Annotated in this window: 21 protein-coding genes; 17 read left to right on the top strand and 4 right to left on the bottom strand. The window is 51.3% G+C overall.

What is annotated here, in order from left to right; all coding sequences use genetic code 11:
* Genes fabZ through AC07N2_RS15285 form a run of 5 tightly spaced genes read left to right on the top strand, consistent with a single transcriptional unit; the run spans position 1 to position 3,900 of the window.
* On the top strand, positions 1–471 hold the full coding sequence (fabZ, locus tag AC07N2_RS15305) for a 3-hydroxyacyl-ACP dehydratase FabZ (RefSeq protein ID WP_076593882.1): 471 nt from the start codon (positions 1–3) through the stop codon (positions 469–471).
* Positions 471–1,259 (top strand): acyl-ACP--UDP-N-acetylglucosamine O-acyltransferase, encoded by a 789-nt coding sequence (gene lpxA / locus AC07N2_RS15300; RefSeq protein ID WP_494779025.1) that lies wholly within the window; start codon positions 471–473, stop codon positions 1,257–1,259. The genes fabZ and lpxA overlap by 1 nt, the downstream gene beginning before the upstream one ends.
* A complete protein-coding gene (gene lpxB, locus AC07N2_RS15295; protein WP_494779024.1) occupies positions 1,243–2,421 on the top strand; it encodes a lipid-A-disaccharide synthase in 1,179 nt (392 codons plus the stop codon). The genes lpxA and lpxB overlap by 17 nt, the downstream gene beginning before the upstream one ends.
* A gap of 28 nt (positions 2,422–2,449) precedes the next feature.
* Complete coding sequence (gene rnhB, locus AC07N2_RS15290; RefSeq protein WP_494779023.1) at positions 2,450–3,082, top strand: ribonuclease HII; 633 nt, start codon at positions 2,450–2,452, stop codon at positions 3,080–3,082.
* 17 nt (positions 3,083–3,099) lie between these two features.
* Complete coding sequence (locus AC07N2_RS15285; RefSeq protein ID WP_494779022.1) at positions 3,100–3,900, top strand: TrmH family RNA methyltransferase; 801 nt, start codon at positions 3,100–3,102, stop codon at positions 3,898–3,900.
* Here AC07N2_RS15285 and ppsR read toward each other — a convergent pair.
* Complete coding sequence (gene ppsR / locus AC07N2_RS15280; protein ID WP_494779021.1) at positions 3,897–4,742, bottom strand: posphoenolpyruvate synthetase regulatory kinase/phosphorylase PpsR; 846 nt, start codon at positions 4,740–4,742, stop codon at positions 3,897–3,899. The two genes, AC07N2_RS15285 and ppsR, sit on opposite strands and share 4 nt — an antisense overlap.
* A gap of 191 nt (positions 4,743–4,933) precedes the next feature.
* Here ppsR and ppsA point away from each other — a divergent pair, with 191 nt between their 5' ends.
* From ppsA to AC07N2_RS15265, 3 genes are all read left to right on the top strand, one after another.
* Entirely contained in the window at positions 4,934–7,372 is a 2,439-nt protein-coding gene (ppsA, locus tag AC07N2_RS15275) for a phosphoenolpyruvate synthase (protein ID WP_494779020.1), read from the top strand.
* A gap of 172 nt (positions 7,373–7,544) precedes the next feature.
* The gene (locus AC07N2_RS15270; RefSeq protein ID WP_494779019.1) at positions 7,545–8,003 is read left to right on the top strand and encodes an NfeD family protein; all 459 of its coding nucleotides are present in this window, start codon (positions 7,545–7,547) and stop codon (positions 8,001–8,003) included.
* Between the two features lie 10 nt (positions 8,004–8,013).
* Entirely contained in the window at positions 8,014–8,946 is a 933-nt protein-coding gene (locus AC07N2_RS15265) for an SPFH domain-containing protein (protein WP_494779018.1), read from the top strand.
* Between the two features lie 46 nt (positions 8,947–8,992).
* Here AC07N2_RS15265 and smpB read toward each other — a convergent pair whose 3' ends face one another.
* Positions 8,993–9,469 carry an SsrA-binding protein SmpB gene (gene smpB / locus AC07N2_RS15260; RefSeq protein ID WP_269457251.1) on the bottom strand — a complete coding sequence of 159 codons (477 nt, stop codon included), beginning with the start codon at positions 9,467–9,469 and terminating at the stop codon, positions 8,993–8,995.
* A gap of 36 nt (positions 9,470–9,505) precedes the next feature.
* Between smpB and AC07N2_RS15255 the strand changes: the two genes are divergently transcribed.
* Positions 9,506–9,937: a type II toxin-antitoxin system RatA family toxin gene (locus AC07N2_RS15255; RefSeq protein ID WP_076591080.1), complete on the top strand. Its 432-nt coding sequence runs from the start codon at positions 9,506–9,508 to the stop codon at positions 9,935–9,937.
* On the top strand, positions 9,930–10,238 hold the full coding sequence (locus AC07N2_RS15250; RefSeq protein WP_494779017.1) for an RnfH family protein: 309 nt from the start codon (positions 9,930–9,932) through the stop codon (positions 10,236–10,238). Before AC07N2_RS15255 ends, AC07N2_RS15250 begins: the two co-directional genes overlap by 8 nt.
* 30 nt (positions 10,239–10,268) lie before the next feature.
* On the opposite strand, the gene AC07N2_RS15245 is transcribed toward AC07N2_RS15250, so the two are convergent.
* Positions 10,269–10,766, bottom strand: coding sequence for a DUF4124 domain-containing protein (locus tag AC07N2_RS15245; RefSeq protein ID WP_494779016.1), 498 nt, complete (start codon positions 10,764–10,766; stop codon positions 10,269–10,271).
* A gap of 162 nt (positions 10,767–10,928) precedes the next feature.
* Between AC07N2_RS15245 and guaB the strand changes: the two genes are divergently transcribed.
* Genes guaB through guaA form a run of 3 tightly spaced genes read left to right on the top strand, consistent with a single transcriptional unit; the run spans position 10,929 to position 14,544 of the window.
* Positions 10,929–12,389, top strand: coding sequence for an IMP dehydrogenase (gene guaB / locus AC07N2_RS15240; protein ID WP_076591083.1), 1,461 nt, complete (start codon positions 10,929–10,931; stop codon positions 12,387–12,389).
* Positions 12,390–12,400: 11 nt separating this feature from the next.
* On the top strand, positions 12,401–12,871 hold the full coding sequence (locus AC07N2_RS15235) for a GAF domain-containing protein (RefSeq protein WP_494779015.1): 471 nt from the start codon (positions 12,401–12,403) through the stop codon (positions 12,869–12,871).
* Between the two features lie 53 nt (positions 12,872–12,924).
* The gene (gene guaA / locus AC07N2_RS15230; RefSeq protein WP_494779014.1) at positions 12,925–14,544 is read left to right on the top strand and encodes a glutamine-hydrolyzing GMP synthase; all 1,620 of its coding nucleotides are present in this window, start codon (positions 12,925–12,927) and stop codon (positions 14,542–14,544) included.
* Positions 14,545–14,712: 168 nt separating this feature from the next.
* Here guaA and AC07N2_RS15225 read toward each other — a convergent pair whose 3' ends face one another.
* A complete protein-coding gene (locus tag AC07N2_RS15225; protein WP_494779013.1) occupies positions 14,713–15,285 on the bottom strand; it encodes a flavodoxin family protein in 573 nt (190 codons plus the stop codon).
* A gap of 268 nt (positions 15,286–15,553) precedes the next feature.
* Between AC07N2_RS15225 and AC07N2_RS15220 the strand changes: the two genes are divergently transcribed.
* From AC07N2_RS15220 to AC07N2_RS15205, 4 genes are all read left to right on the top strand, one after another.
* Positions 15,554–16,087: a sigma-70 family RNA polymerase sigma factor gene (locus AC07N2_RS15220; protein ID WP_494779012.1), complete on the top strand. Its 534-nt coding sequence runs from the start codon at positions 15,554–15,556 to the stop codon at positions 16,085–16,087.
* Positions 16,084–17,100, top strand: coding sequence for a FecR family protein (locus AC07N2_RS15215; RefSeq protein WP_494779011.1), 1,017 nt, complete (start codon positions 16,084–16,086; stop codon positions 17,098–17,100). Before AC07N2_RS15220 ends, AC07N2_RS15215 begins: the two co-directional genes overlap by 4 nt.
* 78 nt (positions 17,101–17,178) lie before the next feature.
* Positions 17,179–19,608 carry a TonB-dependent siderophore receptor gene (locus tag AC07N2_RS15210; protein WP_494779010.1) on the top strand — a complete coding sequence of 810 codons (2,430 nt, stop codon included), beginning with the start codon at positions 17,179–17,181 and terminating at the stop codon, positions 19,606–19,608.
* Positions 19,598–20,470 carry an alpha/beta hydrolase gene (locus AC07N2_RS15205; protein WP_494779009.1) on the top strand — a complete coding sequence of 291 codons (873 nt, stop codon included), beginning with the start codon at positions 19,598–19,600 and terminating at the stop codon, positions 20,468–20,470. The genes AC07N2_RS15210 and AC07N2_RS15205 overlap by 11 nt, the downstream gene beginning before the upstream one ends.
* Positions 20,471–20,529 lie beyond the last annotated feature (59 nt).

Raw genomic sequence — 20,529 nt, 5'->3', positions numbered from 1 at the left:
ATGAAAACACTCGACATCAATCAGATCAAGCAATACTTGCCGCATCGTTATCCTATGCTGCTGGTTGATCGTGTGTTGAACTGGGAATCCGGTAAAACGATTACCGCGATCAAGAATGTTACTGCCAACGAAGAATTCTTCAATGGTCACTTCCCGCACAAACCAGTCATGCCTGGCGTGCTGATGATAGAAGCGCTGGCGCAAACCGCTGCCTTGCTGTCTTTCCTGACCATGGGTCAAAAGCCGGACGACAATAGCGTGGTCTACTTTATCGGTATCGACGGCGCACGCTTCAAGCGTCCGGTTGAACCAGGTGACCAGTTGAAAATGGAAGTTGAAATCCTGCGTAATGCACGTGGTATCTGGAAGTACAAAGCGACAGGTTCTGTCGATGGACAATTGGCGCTGGAAGCAGAACTGATGTGCACGATGCGTACGATTAACGATGCGAGTCCAGCTGCGGGGCAGTAATGGCATTGATACATCCAACGGCGGTTATTGATCCCAAGGCACAACTCGACTCTACCGTTGAAGTTGGCGCCTATACAGTGATTGGTCCTGACGTATCTATCGGCGCTGGCAGCAAAATTGGTCCACATGTGGTGGTAGAAGGACATACCACCATCGGTGCTGACAACACGATTTTTCAGTTCGCTTCTATCGGTGCAGCACCGCAAGACAAGAAATATGCAGGCGAGCCGACATTATTGACAATCGGTGATCGCAATACGATACGTGAGTTCGTCACGATTAATTTGGGCACTACGCAAGATGTCGGTATCACCCGTATGGGTAGCGACAACTGGATCATGGCTTATGTCCATATTGCGCATGATTGCCAACTCGGCAATAACATCATTCTCGCGAATAATGCAACGCTGGCTGGTCACGTTCATTTAGAAGACTGGGTTTTCCTCGGTGGTTTTACTTCGGTTCATCAATTCTGTCGCATAGGCGCGCATGCGATGACGGCGTTTACTGCTGCAGTCAGCCAGGATATTCCACCTTTTGTTACTGCAGCTGGCAATCGCGCGGTACCTGCTGGTATCAATAATGAGGGCTTGAAACGTCGCGGCTTTAGTAGCGAACAGATCATGGCTATTAAACGCGGCTACAAGACCATCTACCGTTCTGGCTTGCCATTGGAAGAGGCTAAACTGGCCCTGCAGGCAGAAGAAGAAAAATCGCCGGATGCAGCGCAATATCTGCGTCAGTTGCGTGAATTCATAGCAGCATCTCCTCGTGGCATCATCCGCTAACGCAGCAACAGCGATCGCAATGGTCGCCGGTGAAACATCCGGTGATTTGTTGGCAGGTCGTCTGTTGTCTGGCTTGCGTCCACAATTACCTGATGCCTATATGCATGGCATCGGTGGACCACATATGGAGCAACACGGCTTCGTCAGCGATTTTCCTATGGAGAAGTTGTCGGTGCGCGGCCTGTTCGAAGTGCTGGCGCATTATCGCGAAATCAAGGGAATTCAAACTGCGTTGCGCGATCAGTTATTGATCGAGCGACCTGCCGTCTTCATAGGTGTCGATGCACCTGATTTCAATCTGGGCTTGGAAGCACAACTAAAGAGTGCAGGTATTCCAACCATGCACTTCATCGGTCCTTCGATCTGGGCGTGGCGTGGTGGTCGCATCAAGAAAATTGCGCGTGCTGTATCGCACATGCTGGTGATTTTTCCGTTTGAAGAAGAAATCTATCGCAAGGCCGGTATTCCCGCGACTTATGTTGGTCATCCATTGGCACAAGTTATTCCAATGGAGCCGGATCAGGCTGGAGCGCGAGAGGCATTAGGTTTGCCCCATCGTGCGCCTGTCGTTGCGATCTTGCCGGGTAGCCGGATGTCTGAGTTGAAGTACAACGCGGTTGCCTTTGTCGCTGCTGCAAAATTGCTGTTGCAGCGTGATCCTACTTTACGTTTTGTAGCGCCGATGGCTGGCGCGCCGCAGCGTCGGTATTTCGATGAGTTGATCACGCGGGCTGGATTGCAAGATGTACCTATACAGGTCATAGATGGACAATCACACCGCGCCCTGGCCGCAGCCGATGCAGTATTGGTCGCATCTGGTACAGCATCGCTGGAAGTTGCCTTGTTCAAACGCCCTATGGTGATTGCCTACAAAATGATGCGCGCGTCCTGGCACGTGTTGCGTCACATGGGTTATCAACCCTGGATAGGTTTGCCGAATATTCTGGCGCAGGAATTTCTGGTGCCGGAACTGCTGCAAGACGCTGCGACGCCGCAAGCTTTGGCTGATGCCTTGTGGCAGCAATTGCAGGATGGCGCACACCGTGAGCGCTTGCAGCGTCGTTTTACCGAAATGCACCACACGCTGCTGCGCGATACGGCAGGCGAGAGCGCCCGTGCCGTGATGGAATTAATTGCGCAATCACGTAGTGGTAGCGTGTAAAACAAACGCAGTACAAAAGACCACTCCCGTGAAAAAAGAAGATCCCAACCTCTCATTGTTCAGTAGTCTGGATGAGGACATCATCTGTGGTGTGGATGAAGCTGGTCGTGGCCCACTGGCAGGACCGGTATTTGCCGCCGCGGTGATTCTTGATCCAATGCGCCCGATAGACGGTTTGCGCGACTCCAAAAAACTGACAGAAGTAAAACGCGATGCACTGGCTATCGAGATCAAGCAATATGCGTTGTCATGGTCGATTGCCCAGTGTTCGGAAGAAGAAATCGATACGCTGAATATTCTGCAGGCAACGATGCTGGCGATGCGTCGTGCGATTGAAGGCTTGCATGTTTTACCGACATTGGCGTTGATTGATGGCAATCGCTGTCCGGTGATGTCAGTGCGTTCCGAGGCGATCATCAAAGGTGATGACAAGGTGCAGGCGATTTCCGCGGCATCTATTCTGGCGAAGACTGCTCGTGATCACGCTCTGGGCCTGTTACATATTGAATACCCGCATTACGCTTTCGATCAACACAAGGGTTATCCAACGGCTTTGCATCTTGAACGCTTGCGTGAGCATGGTGTATCGCCTGTGCATCGTAAATCGTATGCGCCGGTACGTGCATTGCTGGGCAATATTGCCGTTGCCAACAAGCGTTAAAGCAACGCAGACCTATTATGACGATCAAAACCATTTCATCGCGCGACAATCCGCTCTACAAGGAGTTGAAGCACCTGGCAGGTAGCTCACAGGCGCGCCGTAAAGTCGGCCGTACCTTGCTGGATGGAGTGCATTTGTGCGAAGCATATCTGGAAAAAATTGGTACGCCGCCTTTGTGTATAGTCGGCGAAACAGCTTTGCTCAACAGCGAAGTGACCGTCATTGTCCAGCAGTGCAACGATAGCCATACACAATGCATCGTTTTGCCTGATGCCTTGTTCCATGCCTTGAGTCAGGTTGAGCATGGCATTGATATTTTGTTTGTCATCGATACGCCGGAAGTGCAACAGCCGCTGCGTTTATCGCAGTCGGCAGTGTTGCTGGACAAGGTGCAAGATCCGGGTAATTTCGGATCTATCGTGCGCAGTGCAGCAGCAGCAGGCATCAAACAAGTTTTTTGCAGTACCGGCACGACCTTCGCATGGTCGCCGAAAGTATTGCGTGCCGGTATGGGAGCGCATTTCTTGTTGGAGATATTCGAAGGCGTCGATCTGGCCGATCTATTGGGCCGCGCAGATATTCCAGTCATTGCAACCAGTTCGCATGCGGAAAAGCAGCTTTATGATCTGGATCTGACACAACCAGTTGCATGGTTGTTCGGGCATGAAGGGCAGGGCGTGGCGGATGACTTGCTTGCATTGGCGACGCATCGCGTATCGATTCCGCATCTAGGCGCAATTGAATCCTTGAATGTTGCTGCCAGCTCTGCTGTCTGCTTCTTTGAGCAAGTCAGACAGCAAACATCCCGCAAGAATTAATTCAACCTTTGATCTGATTTAATCTCTTGCAATATTGTCGCCGCAATTTCCTCAATCGATTTTGTGGTCGATGACATCCAGCGTATGCCTTCGCGGCGCATCATTCTTTCTGCTTCATTGATCTCGTAACGACAATTCTCTAACGCTGCATATTTGCTGCCAGGCAAGCGTTCATTGCGAATTTCTGCGAGCCTGTCCGCTGCAATTGATAAACCAAATATCTTGTGTTTGTAATCTTGCAAGCCGCTAGGCAATTTCTCGCGCTCGAAATCGTCCGGAATCAACGGATAGTTGGCTGCCTTGATGCCGTATTGCATGGCAAGAAACAAACTGGTTGGTGTTTTGCCGGAACGTGAGACGCCAACCAGAATGACATCGGCGGCTGATAGATTCTTGTGAGATTGGCCATCATCATGCGCCAAGGAAAAATTGATCGCCTCAATCCGGTTCTTGTATTCTTCGGAATCGGCGCTGGTATGGCTGCGGCCTATCGTATGCGTCGATTTCACGCCCAGCTCTTGTTCCAGTGGCTCTACGAAAGTTTGAATTAAATCCATGTGCATGCCCTTGGATTGGCGCACAATGCTTGATAAATCAGCTTTGACTAATGTGGAAAAAACAATCGGACGTCGTCCATCGGTGGCAAATGCATCATTGATTTTCCGCAATGCATCATAGGCCTTGTCTTGCGAGTCGATGAAGGGCAAACGAATTTGTTTAAAGCGCAATTCAAACTGCGTTAATACTGAATGACCGAAGGTTTCTGCAGTGATGCCTGTGCCATCAGATACAAAGAAAACGGTACGTGCGCTGGCGGTGCTGCGATCGACAGAGTTGGTCATAGGATGGTGTAAGGATAGCGTAAGTTAAAAAAATGTTGCAGTGCAGTGCGAATCTCTCATAGATTCTGTAAAATGGCGGCCAATTGCTCACACACGTTGCGGCTCACTCGAAGAATAACAAAAACTGTAGCTTATCTGTCGCCTATGAAAGGCACGCATGAAGATTTCTTATCATCAAAGCAGAGGTTGTTATGTCGATTGCATTACAAACAGGGAGCAAGTATGACCCGGCAGTAGAAGGAAATTATGTTGTCTCCTTCGAACGTTTACGGATGTCCGATGTGGATTCCGTTGGGGGTAAAAACTCTTCACTAGGTGAAATGATCAGCCAGCTTGCAGAAGCTGGTGTTCGGGTGCCGGGCGGCTTCGCCACTACGGCACAGGCGTTCAGGGACTTCCTGACGTACAGCGAAAACGGTGGGCTGAGTCTGGCGCAACGTATTGCTGATCGTCTGGTTGGCTTGAATATTGACGACGTGCGTGCATTGGCGCAAGCCGGCGCGGAAATTCGTCAATGGATAGTGGAAACACCATTCCAGCCGCAATTGCTGCAAGACATCAAGCAGTACTACAAAGATCTGGCCGCAGATTCCTCCAAGGAAATGTCGTTTGCCGTGCGTTCCTCTGCGACTGCAGAAGATTTGCCGGATGCGTCGTTTGCCGGCCAGCAAGAAACCTTCCTCAACGTCGTCGGCATCGATAATGTGCTCGAAGCGATCAAGCACGTCTTCGCTTCGCTGTACAACGATCGCGCTATCTCTTATCGCGTACACAAAGGTTTTACGCATGCTGAGGTTGCCTTGTCGGCTGGCGTGCAGCGCATGGTACGTTCCGATTTGGGCGCGGCTGGTGTGATGTTTACGCTGGATACAGAATCAGGCTTCAAGGATGTTGTCTTCATCACTTCCAGCTATGGTCTGGGCGAAACAGTGGTGCAGGGCGCGGTCAATCCGGATGAGTTCTATGTGCACAAGCCTATGCTGGAACTCGGCAAACTGCCTATCATTCGCCGCAACATCGGTTCCAAGCTGATCAAGATGGAATTCACCGATGAAGCGAAAGCCGGACGTTCAGTACGCACCGTCGATGTCCCTATCGGCATGCGCAATCGCTATTCATTGACGGATGATGAAATCGTCGAACTGGCCAAGTATGCTGTCATCATTGAAAAGCACTACGGTCGTCCGATGGACATCGAATGGGGCAAGGATGGCATTGATGGCAAGCTCTACATCTTGCAAGCACGTCCGGAAACCGTAAAGTCGCAACAAAAAGCAACAGATGTACAGCAGCGCTTCAAGCTCAAAGGTAGCGGCTCTGTCTTGACAGTCGGTCGTGCAATCGGCCAAAAGATCGGTGCTGGTCCAGTGCGCGTCATTCTTGATGCAGCCGACATGGAACGTGTACAACCAGGTGATGTATTGGTCGCCGACATGACCGATCCAAACTGGGAGCCGGTCATGAAGCGTGCTTCCGCTATCGTGACTAACCGCGGTGGCCGTACTTGCCACGCAGCGATTATTGCGCGTGAACTGGGCGTGCCTGCTGTGGTTGGTTGTGGTGATGCGACTGAGTTGCTGACTGATGGGACTTTGGTAACAGTGTCTTGTGCCGAAGGCGACGAAGGCAAAGTCTATGACGGCTTGCTGGAAACTGAAGTCACCGAGTTCGCACGTGGCGACTTGCCTGACCTGCCGTTGAAGATCACTTTGAACGTCGGTAATCCGCAATTGGCTTTCGATTTCCAATCGATTCCAAATGCAGGCGTCGGTCTGGCACGTCTGGAATTCATCATCAACAACAATATCGGTGTCCATCCAAAAGCAATTCTGGAATACCCGCATATCGATGCTGATCTGAAAACAGCGGTGGAATCGGTTGCACGCGGCCATGCATCGCCGAAAGCGTTTTATATCGACAAGCTGGCGGAAGGTATTGCCACCATCGGTGCTGCATTCTGGCCCAAGCCTGTGATCGTGCGTTTGTCCGATTTCAAATCGAATGAATACAAAAAGCTGATCGGTGGTTCCCGTTACGAACCGGATGAAGAAAATCCAATGTTGGGCTTCCGTGGTGTTGCACGTTACCTGGCACCGGATTTTGCTGAATCGTTCGAGATGGAATGCAAGGCGATGAAGCGCGTGCGTGACGAGATGGGTTTGACCAACGTCGAAATCATGGTGCCTTTCGTTCGTACACTGGGCCAAGCTGAAAAAGTCATCAATCTGCTGGCGAAAAACGGTTTGAAGCGCGGCGAAAACGGCTTGCGCATCATCATGATGTGTGAAGTCCCATCGAACGCAATTCTGGCGGAAGAGTTCCTGAATTACTTTGATGGTTTCTCTATCGGTTCCAACGATTTGACGCAGTTGACCTTGGGCCTCGATCGCGATTCCGGCATGGAAATTCTGGCTGCCGATTTCGACGAACGTGATCCTGCAGTGTTGGCTTTGTTCTCGCGTGCGATTGCTGCATGTCGCAAGCAAGGCAAGTACGTCGGTATCTGCGGCCAAGGTCCATCGGATCATCCTGACTTTGCCGAATGGTTGATGAAGGAAGGCATTACATCGCTTTCACTCAATCCTGATTCAGTGATCGAGACATGGCAGAATCTGGCCAAACGTCTGTAATGTTTTAAAGCTGTAAAACAGTCGGGTGTGTGAAATTATTTTCCCATACAGTTTTTTAGTCTAGACTGTGTGCACCCGACTGGATAAAACTGAACAAGTCTTATCGTGGTTTCTTAACCCTCGTTGTCCATCGGACCCGAGGGTTTTTGTTTTTGAGCAGAAAGGAATGCACATGACGGACTGGATGATTTGGTTTGCGGTGGCGTGCGTGCTGGTCATATTGGAAATGGTAACGGGTACCTTTTACTTGCTAATGATTGCCATCGGTACGGCGGCTGGCGGTGTCGCAGCCTTGAGTGGCGTGGCAGGTACATGGCAATGCATTATTGCGGCAGCGGTTGCCGCGCTGGCTACCTATGCATTACGTCGGAGTAAGTTCGGCCGGCCAGACAATACAAATGCTGCGCGCGATCCCAATGTCAATCTCGATATCGGACAAACGCTGGAAGTCGCTGAATGGCGCAATGCAGCCGGCACTTTCTATACAGCGCGCGTGATGTATCGCGGAGCCTTGTGGGATGTTGAGCTGGCAGAGGGGGAAGCCGCGACACCGGGAAAATTCGTCATACAGGAAGTACATGGCAGCCGTTTAATCGTCATCAACAGTGACGCAACTGGTCACGCACAATAAGGGAGCTTCTATGTTCGATGCTACAAGTACCACCATCATCATTCTTTTCGTCGCCATTGTTTTTGTCGTCAAGACTATCAATGTCGTGCCGCAGCAGCACGCGTGGGTGGTTGAACGTCTTGGTAAATATCACGCGACGCTTGGCCCAGGCTTGAAGATTGTCTTGCCATTCATAGACCGCATTGCATACAAACACTCGTTGAAAGAAATCCCGCTCGACGTGCCTATGCAGGTTTGTATCACCAAGGACAATACGCAACTGGAAGTTGACGGTATTTTGTATTTCCAGGTGACCGATCCTATGCGTGCATCGTATGGCTCATCTAATTACATTTCTGCGATTTCGCAATTGGCGCAAACCACTTTACGTTCCGTGATCGGCCGGATGGAGCTGGACAAAACTTTTGAAGAACGTGATCTGATCAATCACAGTGTGGTTGGCGCAGTCGACGAATCGGCAGCGAACTGGGGCGTTAAAGTTTTGCGCTATGAGATCAAGGACCTGACACCACCAAAAGAAATTCTGCATGCGATGCAATCGCAGATCACGGCTGAACGTGAAAAGCGTGCGCTGATTGCTGCATCAGAAGGGCGCAAGCAGGAGCAGATCAATATTGCAACTGGTGAGCGTGAAGCATCGATTGCGCGTTCGGAAGGCGAGAAGCAGGCAGCGATCAATCGTGCGCAAGGTGAAGCATCGGCCATTCTGTCGATTGCAGAAGCAACTGCCGAAGCGATCCGTAAAACGGCATCAGCGATTCGTGAGCCAGGCGGCTCGGATGCGGTGAATTTGAAAGTGGCTGAGCAATACGTCGAGGCTTTCAGCAAACTGGCGAAGACGAATAACTCGATCATTATCCCAGCCAATCTGGGCGATATGAGCGGCTTGATCGCAACGGCGATGCAAGTTGTGAAGTCGCAAGGAACGTCTGCCAAATCGTAATCTGATTTGCAGGCAATAAAAAACGGCGCTTAAGAGCGCCGTTTTTTTATCGTCGATTCTGTTTCATGACCGACTGAATTTCACGTTGGGTATCGCGTTGTTTTTCAGTATCGCGTTTATCGTGTTGTTTTTTACCTTTGGCCAGACCAATCTCGCATTTGATATAGCCTTCTTTATAGTGCAGATTGAGCGGTACCAGCGTGTAGCCGGCACGCTCGACTTTGGCGACGAGTTTCTTGATCTCTTCGGATTTCAGCAGCAATTTGCGTGTGCGTACCGGATCAGGCGTGATGTGGGTGGAAGCGGTCGCCAGCGGGCTGATATGCGAGCCGAACAGGAACACCTCATCATTGCGCACGATGACGTAGGCTTCCTTCAATTGAGCGCGTCCGGCGCGGATAGCCTTGGCTTCCCAACCTTGCAAAACAATGCCGGCCTCGAAGCGCTCCTCGACAAAGTAATCGTGGAACGCTTTTCTGTTATCAATAATGCTCATGAGTTTCGGCTGGTGGTCGGTTAAAATGGGAACTTCGCGATTCTATCAAACGGTTCATATTCGATGGCGGTAGTACATAAATCAGTCTTGTTGGGTTACAGCGCTGAACAAATGTTTGCGCTGGTAGACCGAGTTGAGGATTATCCTCAATTTTTGCCATGGTGCGGCGGTGTTGATGTCAAACAGCGGGATGCAGATCGGCTCGTGGCGAGCATCATGATCAATTATCACGGCGTCAAGCAAAGCTTCACGACTGAGAATACCAATGTGCGTCCCGTCTCCATGACCATGCGTTTGCTGGAAGGACCATTCAAGCAATTGCATGGTACCTGGACGTTCAAGCCGCTGCGGGAAGATGCCTGCAAAATTGACTTTGATCTGCAGTATGAATTTTCCAATCGCTTGATCGAATCGATCATCGGACCGGTATTCAATATGATTGCGAGCAGTTTTGTCGATTCATTCAGCAAAAGAGCGGATGCAGTCTATGGCTGATACAGCTTCCACTATCCACATTCAAATTTGCTACGCTCGGCCGGATCAGCAGTTTTTGCTGGATCAGACGGTCGCCAGCGGCACCACCATACAGCAAGCGATCCAGAATAGCGGAATTATTCAGCAAGCGCCGGAAATTGACGTGAGCGTCTGGCGTGTCGGTATTTACGGCAAGATTAAAACGCTGGATACGGTATTACGCGAACATGATAGGGTGGAAATCTACAGACCCTTGATCGCCGATCCCAAAGATTCACGCCGCAAGCGCGCAGATCATAAAAACGCCAAGAAAACAGATTAATACGGCGCTTGCTTATTCGGGCGTTGGATTCTATCTGCAGTCATCCAAGGTGCGTTTGTTTTCACGGATTTCCTGCGCGCGCTCTTCATCGCTCAAATACGCACGTTCGCCGGATTGATCCATGCGACTGACTCGCTGACCGGATTCCAGCACGCGATTGTAGGCAGTTGCACGATCGCAGCTATTCTTCTTGTCTACTGCCTGCTTGGCTTTTTGCTCAGATTCCTTGTCTTTTTCCGCTTGTTGCATGCGGCGCTTCTGGAAATCTGCGTTTTTCTCCGTTATGGTTTGCGGCCTTGTCGTATCGCTATCTTTTCCCGTGTTTTCGGATGCTTGTTCTGGTACCGCGCGCAATGTCATGCCGGGCGATTTCAGGATTTTGCTGTTCGGCACTGATGCTGGCGGCGGCACGTCGGAATATTGTTTGACGCCTTTTCCATCCAGCCAGACATATTGTGCGTAAGCGGCAGAGGCACAGCAGGATAATGCGAGTACGGCGGCAAGACGTTTCAAACCAGTGGAGCGCATGGAAAATCCTTGTGAGAAAGACGGCAAACAGTTGTGCGATTTCGCCATGCTTCCTGCTTGATGTCAATCAATACGAGGATTTTGCAGAAACCTTTTTCGCAAGGTCAGGACGCAAGAAACGGATTTCTGTATAATTCGCTTTTGCGCCACTAGGAAAATGCTATGCGTCTATTACAAAAAGCACTCACATTCGATGACGTGCTGCTGGTTCCGGCTTACTCCAATCTTCTCCCTAAAGATACTTCACTCGTTACGCGCTTATCCCGCAATATCACGTTGAATATCCCTTTGCTGTCCGCAGCGATGGATACCGTGACAGAAGGACGACTCGCGATTGCGATGGCCCAAGAGGGCGGTATCGGTATTATTCACAAGAATCTGACTGCCGCCGAGCAGGCGCGCGAAGTTGCCAAAGTCAAACGTTTCGAATCCGGTGTGGTTCGTGACCCAATTACGATTCCACCAACCACCAAGATTCGCGATGTCATCGCTTTGTCGCAACAACATGGCATTAGCGGCTTCCCTGTGGTCGAAGGCAAAAAAGTTGTCGGTATTATCACTAACCGCGATTTGCGTTTCGAAAACGAATTGGATGCGCCTGTCAGCAGCAAGATGACGCCTAAGGAAAAGCTGGTTTACGTGCCGGACGGTGCGGATCTGGTTGAGGCCAAGCGCTTGATGAACAAGCATCGTTTGGAACGCGTATTGGTTGTCAATGATGCATTCGAACTGCGTGGCTTGATTACTGCCAAAGATATTCAAAAAGCGACTGAACATCCACTGGCATCCAAAGATAGCCAGGGTAAATTGCGCGTAGGCGCTGCAGTTGGCGTTGGTGCAGATAACGACGAACGCGTTGACTTGCTGGTCAAGGCAGGTGTGGACGTGATCGTGGTTGATACTGCGCATGGCCATTCCCAAGGCGTGCTGGATCGCGTGCGCTGGATCAAGGATAACTACAAGGGTGTAGATGTCATCGGCGGCAATATTGCTACCGCAGCAGCTGCACTGGCATTGGTTGAGCACGGCGCAGACGGTGTCAAGGTCGGTATCGGCCCAGGCTCGATTTGCACCACACGTATCGTCGCTGGTGTTGGTGTACCGCAAATCACCGCGATTTCCAACGTGGCGCAAGCACTCAAGGGTACAGGCGTTCCATGTATCGCTGACGGCGGCATACGCTTCTCCGGTGATATTTCCAAGGCGTTGGCAGCTGGTGCTTCCAGCGTCATGATGGGCAGCATGTTTGCCGGTACCGATGAGGCGCCGGGTGAAGTGATTCTGTTCCAAGGCCGCAGCTACAAAGCTTATCGCGGTATGGGTAGCTTGGGTGCGATGGCGGATGGTTCAGCTGATCGTTACTTCCAGGACCCAGCGAATAACGTCGACAAGTTTGTGCCGGAAGGTATCGAAGGTCGTGTTGCTTACAAAGGCAGCATGGTCGCGATTCTGTATCAGCTGGTCGGTGGCGTACGTTCCTCGATGGGTTACTGCGGTTGCGCAACCATCGACGAGTTCCGCGAGCAGGCTGAATTTGTGGAAATCACGTCGGCCGGTATGCGTGAGTCGCACGTTCATGATGTGCAAATCACCAAGGAAGCGCCGAACTATCGCGCTGAATAAGGTCGTTTGTAATGGCCTTATCTCCGAACCTTGTCTGCAATAGCCCAACGGTGAGCGGACAAGAAGATTTTTCTCAAGCGGTTGCACGCATCGAGCGGCTTGGGAAACATCTGTTCGGCGTATCGGCCTGCGTTGTCTGCTTGCATACGGAAAAAGAATTGCTGGTAGCATCGGAAGCACATCAATTTTGCGCACAGTTATCGTTGACTGATGATTTGCAGGTGGTGCCGGACAAGTCATCACCATTCCAGGCTGCCTTGGGCAAGTTTGATAATGTTGAAGTGCGCTTTTATGCCTTGCAGCCACTACGCGATAGCACTGGAAAAATCGTTGGCAGAATGGCGTTGATCCATGAGCGGTCGCGTATGTTCACCGATGGCGATAAACATTGTTTAGTCGATCTGGTCGCATTGTTCGAGCGAGAATTGCATTTCCGCACATCTTCATTGCCAGCGCATTCGGATGTAACGCCGCTTAGCTAAAAATTGTTATTCCACATTGACTCATTATTTGAAGTTCTCAGCCATTTAATCTCATGCACTCGAAAATTCTCATCCTCGATTTCGGTTCACAAGTCACCCAACTGATCGCACGTCGTGTGCGTGATTCGGGTGTTTTCTCTGAAGTCTATCCATACGATGTCAGCGATGAGTTCGTGCGCAATTACGGCGCGGCTGGTGTGATTTTGTCCGGTGGCCCGAATTCAGTCATCGAAGGTGACGATACGCCACGTGTGCCACAAGCAGTATTTGAACTGGGCGTGCCAGTACTGGGCATTTGCTACGGCATGCAAGCCATGGCAGAGCAACTCGGTGGCAAAGTTGAAAATGGCACAGTACGTGAGTTCGGCTACGCAGAAGTGCGTGCACATGGTCATACCGCGCTGCTGAAAGACATCAGCGACTTCACCACGCCTGAAGGCTACGGCATGTTGAAAGTCTGGATGAGCCACGGCGATAAAGTAAACGAAATGCCGCCTGGTTTCAAACTGATGGCATCGACACCGAATTGCCCCATCGCTGGCATGGCTGATGAAGCGCGTCGCATGTACGCATTTCAGTTCCATCCGGAAGTCACGCACACAGTACAAGGCAAGGTCATCATTGCGCGTTTTGTGCATGACATCTGTGGCTGCAAATCGGACTGGAATATGCCCGATTACATCGCCGAAGCAGTTGAAAAAATTCGTCAGCAAGTTGGCAAGGATGAGGTCATTCTGGGCTTGTCCGGCGGCGTAGACAGTAGTGTTGCAGCAGCTTTGATTCATCGCGCGATTGGCGATCAACTGACTTGCGTTTTTGTCGATCACGGCTTGTTGCGTCTGGACGAAGGCAAGATGGTGATGGAGATGTTTGCCGAGAACTTGGGCGTTAACGTCATCCGCATCGATGCAGTTGATCAGTTCATGGGTCATTTGGCAGGCGTGAGTGATCCAGAAGCGAAACGCAAGATTATTGGTCGCGAATTTGTTGAAGTGTTCCAGGTCGAAGCCGGCAAGCGCAAGAATGCCAAATGGCTGGCGCAAGGCACAATTTATCCAGACGTGATTGAGAGTGCAGGCAAGGGCAAGAAAGGCCACACGATCAAGAGCCATCACAATGTAGGCGGCTTGCCGGAAACATTGAATCTGCAATTGCTGGAACCATTGCGTGAGCTGTTCAAGGATGAAGTGCGTCAACTGGGCGTTGCGCTCGGCCTGCCGCACGATATGGTGTACCGTCATCCATTCCCAGGCCCTGGTCTGGGCGTGCGTATCCTCGGTGAAGTGAAAAAAGAATTCGCCGATCTGTTGCGCCGCGCAGATGCGATCTTTATTGAAGAGTTGCGTAATACGCCATTCGTGGCAACGCCAGGCGCATCGGAAGCAACCGATAATGGTATTCCACATCGCAACTGGTACGACGCGACCAGTCAGGCATTTGCCGTGTTCCTGCCAGTTAAATCGGTAGGCGTAATGGGCGATGGCCGCACTTACGAATACGTCGTTGCCTTGCGTGCGGTACAGACACAGGATTTCATGACTGCACACTGGGCGCATTTGCCACATGAGCTGTTGGGCAATGTGTCTAACCGCATCATCAATGAAGTACGCGGCATCAATCGCGTGGTCTACGATATCTCGGGCAAACCGCCTGCGACTATCGAGTGGGAATAAGTTTGTGCTAGTTGCTTGATAGCGCGAGTCTAAAAAAACGGTTGCTGCGGCAACCGTTTTTTTTGCGCAATATCTTTGTTGAATGGGAATAAATTGAACGACGCTGAGATGCGGCACGCAATTGTCAGTTGAGGCTAACCATCAACGGTGTGTTGTGTGAGTTGTTGATTAAGTCAGACGCGTAGCAAATTCCGCGACGCGCTTGCCTAGCAAGCGTGCAGTTTTCAGATCGCCTGTACGAGGTGCTTCATCCGGCGAGGCATCAGACGGCGATACTGCCAAAGCGCCGGCAAAACCCGCAGTCCAGTTCACGTCATCAGGACCGTGCGCTTTGGTATTGGCTGGCATCAAGCCGGTGCCTATCCATATCTGGCCGTGCTGCTGAGAGAGCGTCCAGAAATACTGGATGGTAGAAAATTTGTCGCCATTCATTGATGCAGAGTTGGTGAAGCCGGCGGCGACCTTGTCTTTCCATGCTTGTCCGAACCACGGTTTGGATGAGGCATCGGCGAATTTCTTGAATTGCCAGGCGGGACCGCCCATGTAAGTAGGGCTGCCGTAGATGATGGCGTCTGCTTTGCTGATTTCTTCCCATGCACTTTCTGGCAAGTCACCTTCGGGATTGATTTGATACAGCTTGGCTTTTGCGCCGGGAGCAGATGATGCCCCCTCAAAAACCGCTTCCGCCTGCTTGGTCGTGTGGCCGTAGCCGCTGAAAAATACGATGGCGATGGTAGTCATGGGAGCACGCTTTCTATAGAAGACGTTAGGGAAGGTACGGCAAGGTGATATGCCGTACTCAATCTGAGAGTGCCTGTGGCTTATTAAGTTTCTATCGAACATGAAAAATTGATGAGCGACACGCTATTCTGAATAAGGGGCGAGGTCTTCTCTGTACCGTCTTCGCAACAAGTTCGCTCAAGTTACAAATTGGATGTGGCAAGAAATAATAAGTAGTGTGATAATGAGAATCATTATCAATTAAGTTGTTGATTCTTCATCCAGTTTCATGCCTTCTGCCTCCAATCCCAGTCAGCACGATCTTTTGCACACCTTGTACAGCGAGCATTACGGCTGGCTGCATGCGTGGTTACGCAAGAAGTTGTCTTGCCCGCATAGTGCGGCGGATTTGGCGCAGGATACTTTCTTCCGTTTGTTGTCCGTGCCGTTTGAGCTGTCTGCACTCAAGACGCCGCGGGCTTATCTGACAACGACCGCTACACGTCTGGTTATCGATGAAGTACGGCGACGCAAGGTTGAGCAGGCGTATATGGATGCGCTGGCGTTGTTGCAAGAAGATGCGCATGCAGTATCGCCGGAACAGCATTTGCAAACTGTAGAGACATTGACGCTGATCGCGCAGATGCTGGAAAACCTGCCGGAAAAAGCACGCCAGGCTTTCATGCTGAGCCGCCTCGACAATCTCACTTATCCTGAAATTGCCGCTCAACTTGGCGTCTCCAGCAGCATGATCAAACAATACATCGCACGTGCGATGGTGCACTGTTACCAGATTGTTTATGCCGAGGAGCAACCAGCATGAGTTTGGTTGCTTCCAGCATTGCTGCAGTATCTGCATCGCCGCAAGCCGGCCATTCACGTGCAAGCGATACCGACATCATCGCGTGCGCCGCAGAATGGCATGCGCATCTGCATTCCGGCGAGGCCGTGAACGAGGATTACACCAACTTTGAATGCTGGCGTACGCAAGATCTGCGTCATTCGGAGATCTATGCGCGCATGGAAAAACTGTGGGCGCGCTTCGATGACGTGGATGCCAAATCGGCGACTATTGCCTTGAACAAGGCGTTGAAGTCAGGTGCCGCGAAACGCAAGAAAGTGGCAGCACAAGCATTGGCACTTTGCCTTGCTGTATTCGGCGGGTGGACTGCTTTGCAAACAACACCAGCGAAATACATGCTGGCCGATTATCGCACTGCTGTTGGTGAGCAGCGTGTGATCGAGCTGGATGATCGCAGCCGCATTACGCTCAATACGCATTCCGCAATCGATGTCGATTACAGCGGCAAGCAACGTCGCATCACCTTGCAGCAGGGCGAAATTCTGGTCGAAGTGGCGAAGGACAGCACACGACCATTCATCGTCGAAACCGAACATGGCGCGGCACGCGCACTTGGCACGCAGTATCTGGTCAGGCGCGAAGACGAAGGTACGCGTGTCACCGTCATCGAATCGACGGTGGAAGCGTGTGCCGCCAAGGTGCCCGCATGCGTTACGCTGAAGCCGGGCGAGCAAACAGTAGTCACGCCGGACGCAGTGCAAGCACCGAGCATGGTCAATGCCGAAGCTTCCACTTCGTGGAGCAAGCACATGCTGGTGGTTGACAATCAACCGCTGGCGCAGGTGTTGCAAGAGTTGGCGCGTTATCGCTACGGACGCATCTTCTTCAATGCGGACGAGATTTCCAATTTACGCGTATCCGGTGTGTATGCGCTAGATGACACCGACCGTACGCTATCGGTGCTGGTAGCAACCACGCCGATTCGCGTCAAGCAATACACACCTTTATTCGTTACGGTGTCGCCGCTTAAATAAATTTTTCTTTCGTTCACTGTCCCTCCTGTCTTTTGCTTCGTCATCACTTATGAAGACACCAAACAGGAGGACTCTTTCATGCATCAAGCACTCTTCAAGCAAAAGCCCTTGGCTGCTGCTGTACATCTTTTGCTGGCTGTATCAGTCAGCGCGACCGTCGTTGTGTCGGGCGCTGCATACGCACAAGCTGCCAGTACCGAATCAGCCGCGGCAAGCCGCGTTTACGATATTCCGGCTGGTTCTTTGACGCAGGCGCTGAACAGCTTTGCGCAAACGGCTGGCGTGCTGCTTTCTTTCGAACCGGAATTGACGACGGGTAAAACCACCAAGGGTATCAAGGGCACATACAACATCAAGCAAGGGTTTGATGCTTTATTGCAGGGCAGTGGTCTGGCAATTGCTGCCAGTTCGGGTAACGCTTATACGCTGAAGAAAATTCCCGTGTCGCAACTGCACAGTACGGAAACGACGCTGCCGGAAGTGAAGGTCAGCGCGGGTGTGCAGGAAGATGTGGGTTATGTTGCCAAGCGCAGCACGACGGCGACCAAAACAGACACGCCCATCATAGAAACACCGCAGTCAATTTCTGTCATCAGCCGCGAAGAAATGCAGGATAGAGGCACGCAAAACCTGATGGAAGCCTTGCGTTACACGCCGGGCGTCATCACTGAAAGTTATGGTGTGGATCCACGCGGTTTTGACTACATCAAGTTACGTGGTTTCAGCACGATGTACTCTGGGCAGTATCTCAATGGCTTGCGTTTTTATAACAGTGGCTTCGCAGTATTCAATACAGAGCCGTTCGGCTTGGAACGTATAGAAGTGCTGAGAGGACCAGCTTCCGTTTTGTATGGACAGGGCGATGTAGGTGGCGTCGTTAATGCGGTCAGTAAAAAACCTTCTGCTGATAGCGTCCGCAACATTCAATTACAAGCGGGAAATAACGACTGGAAACAGCTGGGCGTTGATATTGGTGGTGCACTCAATGAGGATGGCACGCTCTTGTATCGCCTGCCTGTCTCGCTGCGCGAGAGCAACTCCCCGTATGCATACAGTAACGGAGCCAAACAACCTAATGATCGCATTTATCTGGCACCGTCATTGACCTGGAAGCCCAATGGCAGAACCTCCTTCACGATATTGTCGGAATTCCAGAAAGATAAACGGGGTAGCCAATTCCATCCCTACCAGGTGCCGTATGGTGCTTCCACTAACGTCACCTCGGGTGTGCCTGGTTTCGATCGCATGCATCAGCGTCAGGCCATGCTGGGTTATCAGTTGGAGCATACGTTTGATAATCAATGGACGTTCAGCCAGAACTTCCGCTATGCAGAGAACGATGTGGACTATCGTTCAGTAACCGGTTATGCCTTGCAGAACAACATGATGTCTCGCTATTTGTACGCAGCGAAGGAGCATACCGAACAATGGTCGGTGGATAATCGCATGCAAGGACAAGTCGATTTTGGCGGCTTGCGGCACAAGCTTCTGATTGGGTTGGATAGCTACAATGTACGCACTCGGCAAGATAGCTTTTTATCGTACGCCGTTCCAGATCTCGACATAACGGCTCCCGTTTATGACACTCCTATCACGATGCCAGCCAGTCCTAGCGGCAGTACGCAAACCAAGCTCAGACAAACGGGTATCTATTTGCAGGATCAGATCGATCTGGGAGAAAAATGGCGCGTCACTCTGGGTGCGCGTCGGGATGAAGTACGGCAGGAAACAAACAATTTGCTCGCAATGACGCAACAGGCGCAAAAGGATAGTGCAAGCACTTATCGTCTGGGCGTTTCCTATCTGTATAACCCACGCATCGTTCCGTATTTCAGCTACAGCGAATCTTTTCTTCCCAACGTTGGTAGAGGTTACGGCGATGTGGCTTTCGCACCTTCGCAAGGGAAGCAGTATGAAGTTGGCTTGAAGTACGCGCCACAGGATTGGGACGCGCTGTTTACCATGGCCATCTTTGATTTGCGCAAAACCAATGTACTGACCAAGGATGTCGCGAATACATGTCAGGTATCGGCTAGTCCGGGATGCGGCGACTACCAGAGGGCTGACGGCGAAGTGCGTACGCGTGGTCTGGAGTTGGAGTTCAAAGCCAATCTGCTGCGTCAACTAGACGTCGTTGCAAGCTACACCTATCTGGATGCAGAGATTACGCGCAGCGAAGACGGTAATGTCGGTCGTCGTCCACTCGATGTGGCAAAGCAGAATGCAGCGCTCTGGCTGAATTATCGCGCCTCGTCGATACCTGGGTTGAGCACGGGTATGGGCGTGAGATATGTGGGCCCAACGTATAGCGACAACTTGTACCTGGCGGAAGTACCGTCCTACAAAGTGCTTGATATGGCCATGCGCTACAAGATAGATGCACAGTGGAATCTGGCATTGAACATCAGCAATTTGACGAACAAGCATTATGTGACGACATGCCCACTCGGTAGTTGCTATTACGGTTCACAACGTACCGTGCTCGCAACCTTGTCCTATGCCTGGTAAAAATCGACGCGCTGCATGGCGCTTTTCCATGCTTGGACGTGGCCTGTTGATGCTCGGTTTGCTGATGACAATCGAGGTTTCGGCACAGGAAGTCAAGCTGTCAGGAACGCGGCAGCTTACCTTCATGGGCGGGCCGTCTGCTGATCGGGCCTATCATCTCTTCATCAGTGAGCCGACCGGCAAGAAGATTCCACGCGATGGGCATTCTGTGCTCTTCGTGCTGGATGCGAATGCGTATTTCGCCGCATTCCATGAGGCCAAGCGCGTGCAGGCTTCCTTTGAAGAAGCCATCATCGTCGGTATCGGCTATCCAACAACAACGCCGCATGATTTTTTGCGACGCTCATATGACTTCTCTCCTGCGGTTTCATCGGAACGCAATACTCCTCCGCAGGGTGGCGATGACGAGTTTCTCGATACCTTGCAAAAGATTATTGATGAGATCAAGCGTCGTTATCCGGTCAATCCGCAGCAGTTGAGTCTGTTCGGCCATTCTTTCGGTGGCATGTTCGCGATGCATGCGCTATTCACGCGTCCGACGCTCTTTAGCCATTACATCGCGGCCAGTCCGTCGCTGTGGTGGAACGATAATTATCTATTGAAGCAGGAGCATGATTTCATCGAACAGGTACAAACCGGCCGCTGGGATCCCAGAAATCAAAGCGTGTTATTGCTTGTGGGAGACAGAGAAACGCCGCAGAGTATTCAGGAACCTCAGGCGCTGGAGCAGCGCTTGCAACCGCTATCACGTTGGGGCTTGCGTACAGCTTTTTATTTGCAGCCGGATGAAGATCACATGTCATTGCCGATCAGCATTGCGCCGCGCGTTTTGCGACAAGTGTTTACTGCGCGTAGAAGGTAAGACCAGGCGGAGTTAAATCGTAAAAATCAGCAGCGTTGATCGCTGCTGATTTTTTGTCT

The sequence above is a fragment of the Herminiimonas sp. GW821-FHT09C12 genome (assembly GCF_059416385.1).
The sequence above is the reverse complement of the archived record's forward strand: the minus strand, read 5'-3'. Positions and strand labels throughout refer to the sequence as shown.

Bases quoted from the DNA above. Each gene is read 5' to 3' on its own strand.
- AC07N2_RS15205 (WP_494779009.1), top strand. From the start codon at position 19,598: ATGCCTGGTAAAAATCGACGCGCTGCATGGCGCTTTTCCATGCTTGGA.
- AC07N2_RS15225 (WP_494779013.1), bottom strand. From the start codon at position 15,285: ATGACTACCATCGCCATCGTATTTTTCAGCGGCTACGGCCACACGACC.
- ppsR (WP_494779021.1), bottom strand. From the start codon at position 4,742: ATGACCAACTCTGTCGATCGCAGCACCGCCAGCGCACGTACCGTTTTC.
- ppsA (WP_494779020.1), top strand. From the start codon at position 4,934: ATGTCGATTGCATTACAAACAGGGAGCAAGTATGACCCGGCAGTAGAA.
- AC07N2_RS15245 (WP_494779016.1), bottom strand. From the start codon at position 10,766: ATGCGCTCCACTGGTTTGAAACGTCTTGCCGCCGTACTCGCATTATCC.
- AC07N2_RS15265 (WP_494779018.1), top strand. From the start codon at position 8,014: ATGTTCGATGCTACAAGTACCACCATCATCATTCTTTTCGTCGCCATT.
- AC07N2_RS15255 (WP_076591080.1), top strand. From the start codon at position 9,506: ATGGCGGTAGTACATAAATCAGTCTTGTTGGGTTACAGCGCTGAACAA.
- guaB (WP_076591083.1), top strand. From the start codon at position 10,929: ATGCGTCTATTACAAAAAGCACTCACATTCGATGACGTGCTGCTGGTT.
- AC07N2_RS15220 (WP_494779012.1), top strand. From the start codon at position 15,554: ATGCCTTCTGCCTCCAATCCCAGTCAGCACGATCTTTTGCACACCTTG.
- AC07N2_RS15210 (WP_494779010.1), top strand. From the start codon at position 17,179: ATGCATCAAGCACTCTTCAAGCAAAAGCCCTTGGCTGCTGCTGTACAT.
- AC07N2_RS15285 (WP_494779022.1), top strand. From the start codon at position 3,100: ATGACGATCAAAACCATTTCATCGCGCGACAATCCGCTCTACAAGGAG.
- AC07N2_RS15270 (WP_494779019.1), top strand. From the start codon at position 7,545: ATGACGGACTGGATGATTTGGTTTGCGGTGGCGTGCGTGCTGGTCATA.
- AC07N2_RS15250 (WP_494779017.1), top strand. From the start codon at position 9,930: ATGGCTGATACAGCTTCCACTATCCACATTCAAATTTGCTACGCTCGG.
- AC07N2_RS15235 (WP_494779015.1), top strand. From the start codon at position 12,401: ATGGCCTTATCTCCGAACCTTGTCTGCAATAGCCCAACGGTGAGCGGA.
- guaA (WP_494779014.1), top strand. From the start codon at position 12,925: ATGCACTCGAAAATTCTCATCCTCGATTTCGGTTCACAAGTCACCCAA.
- fabZ (WP_076593882.1), top strand. From the start codon at position 1: ATGAAAACACTCGACATCAATCAGATCAAGCAATACTTGCCGCATCGT.
- AC07N2_RS15215 (WP_494779011.1), top strand. From the start codon at position 16,084: ATGAGTTTGGTTGCTTCCAGCATTGCTGCAGTATCTGCATCGCCGCAA.
- lpxA (WP_494779025.1), top strand. From the start codon at position 471: ATGGCATTGATACATCCAACGGCGGTTATTGATCCCAAGGCACAACTC.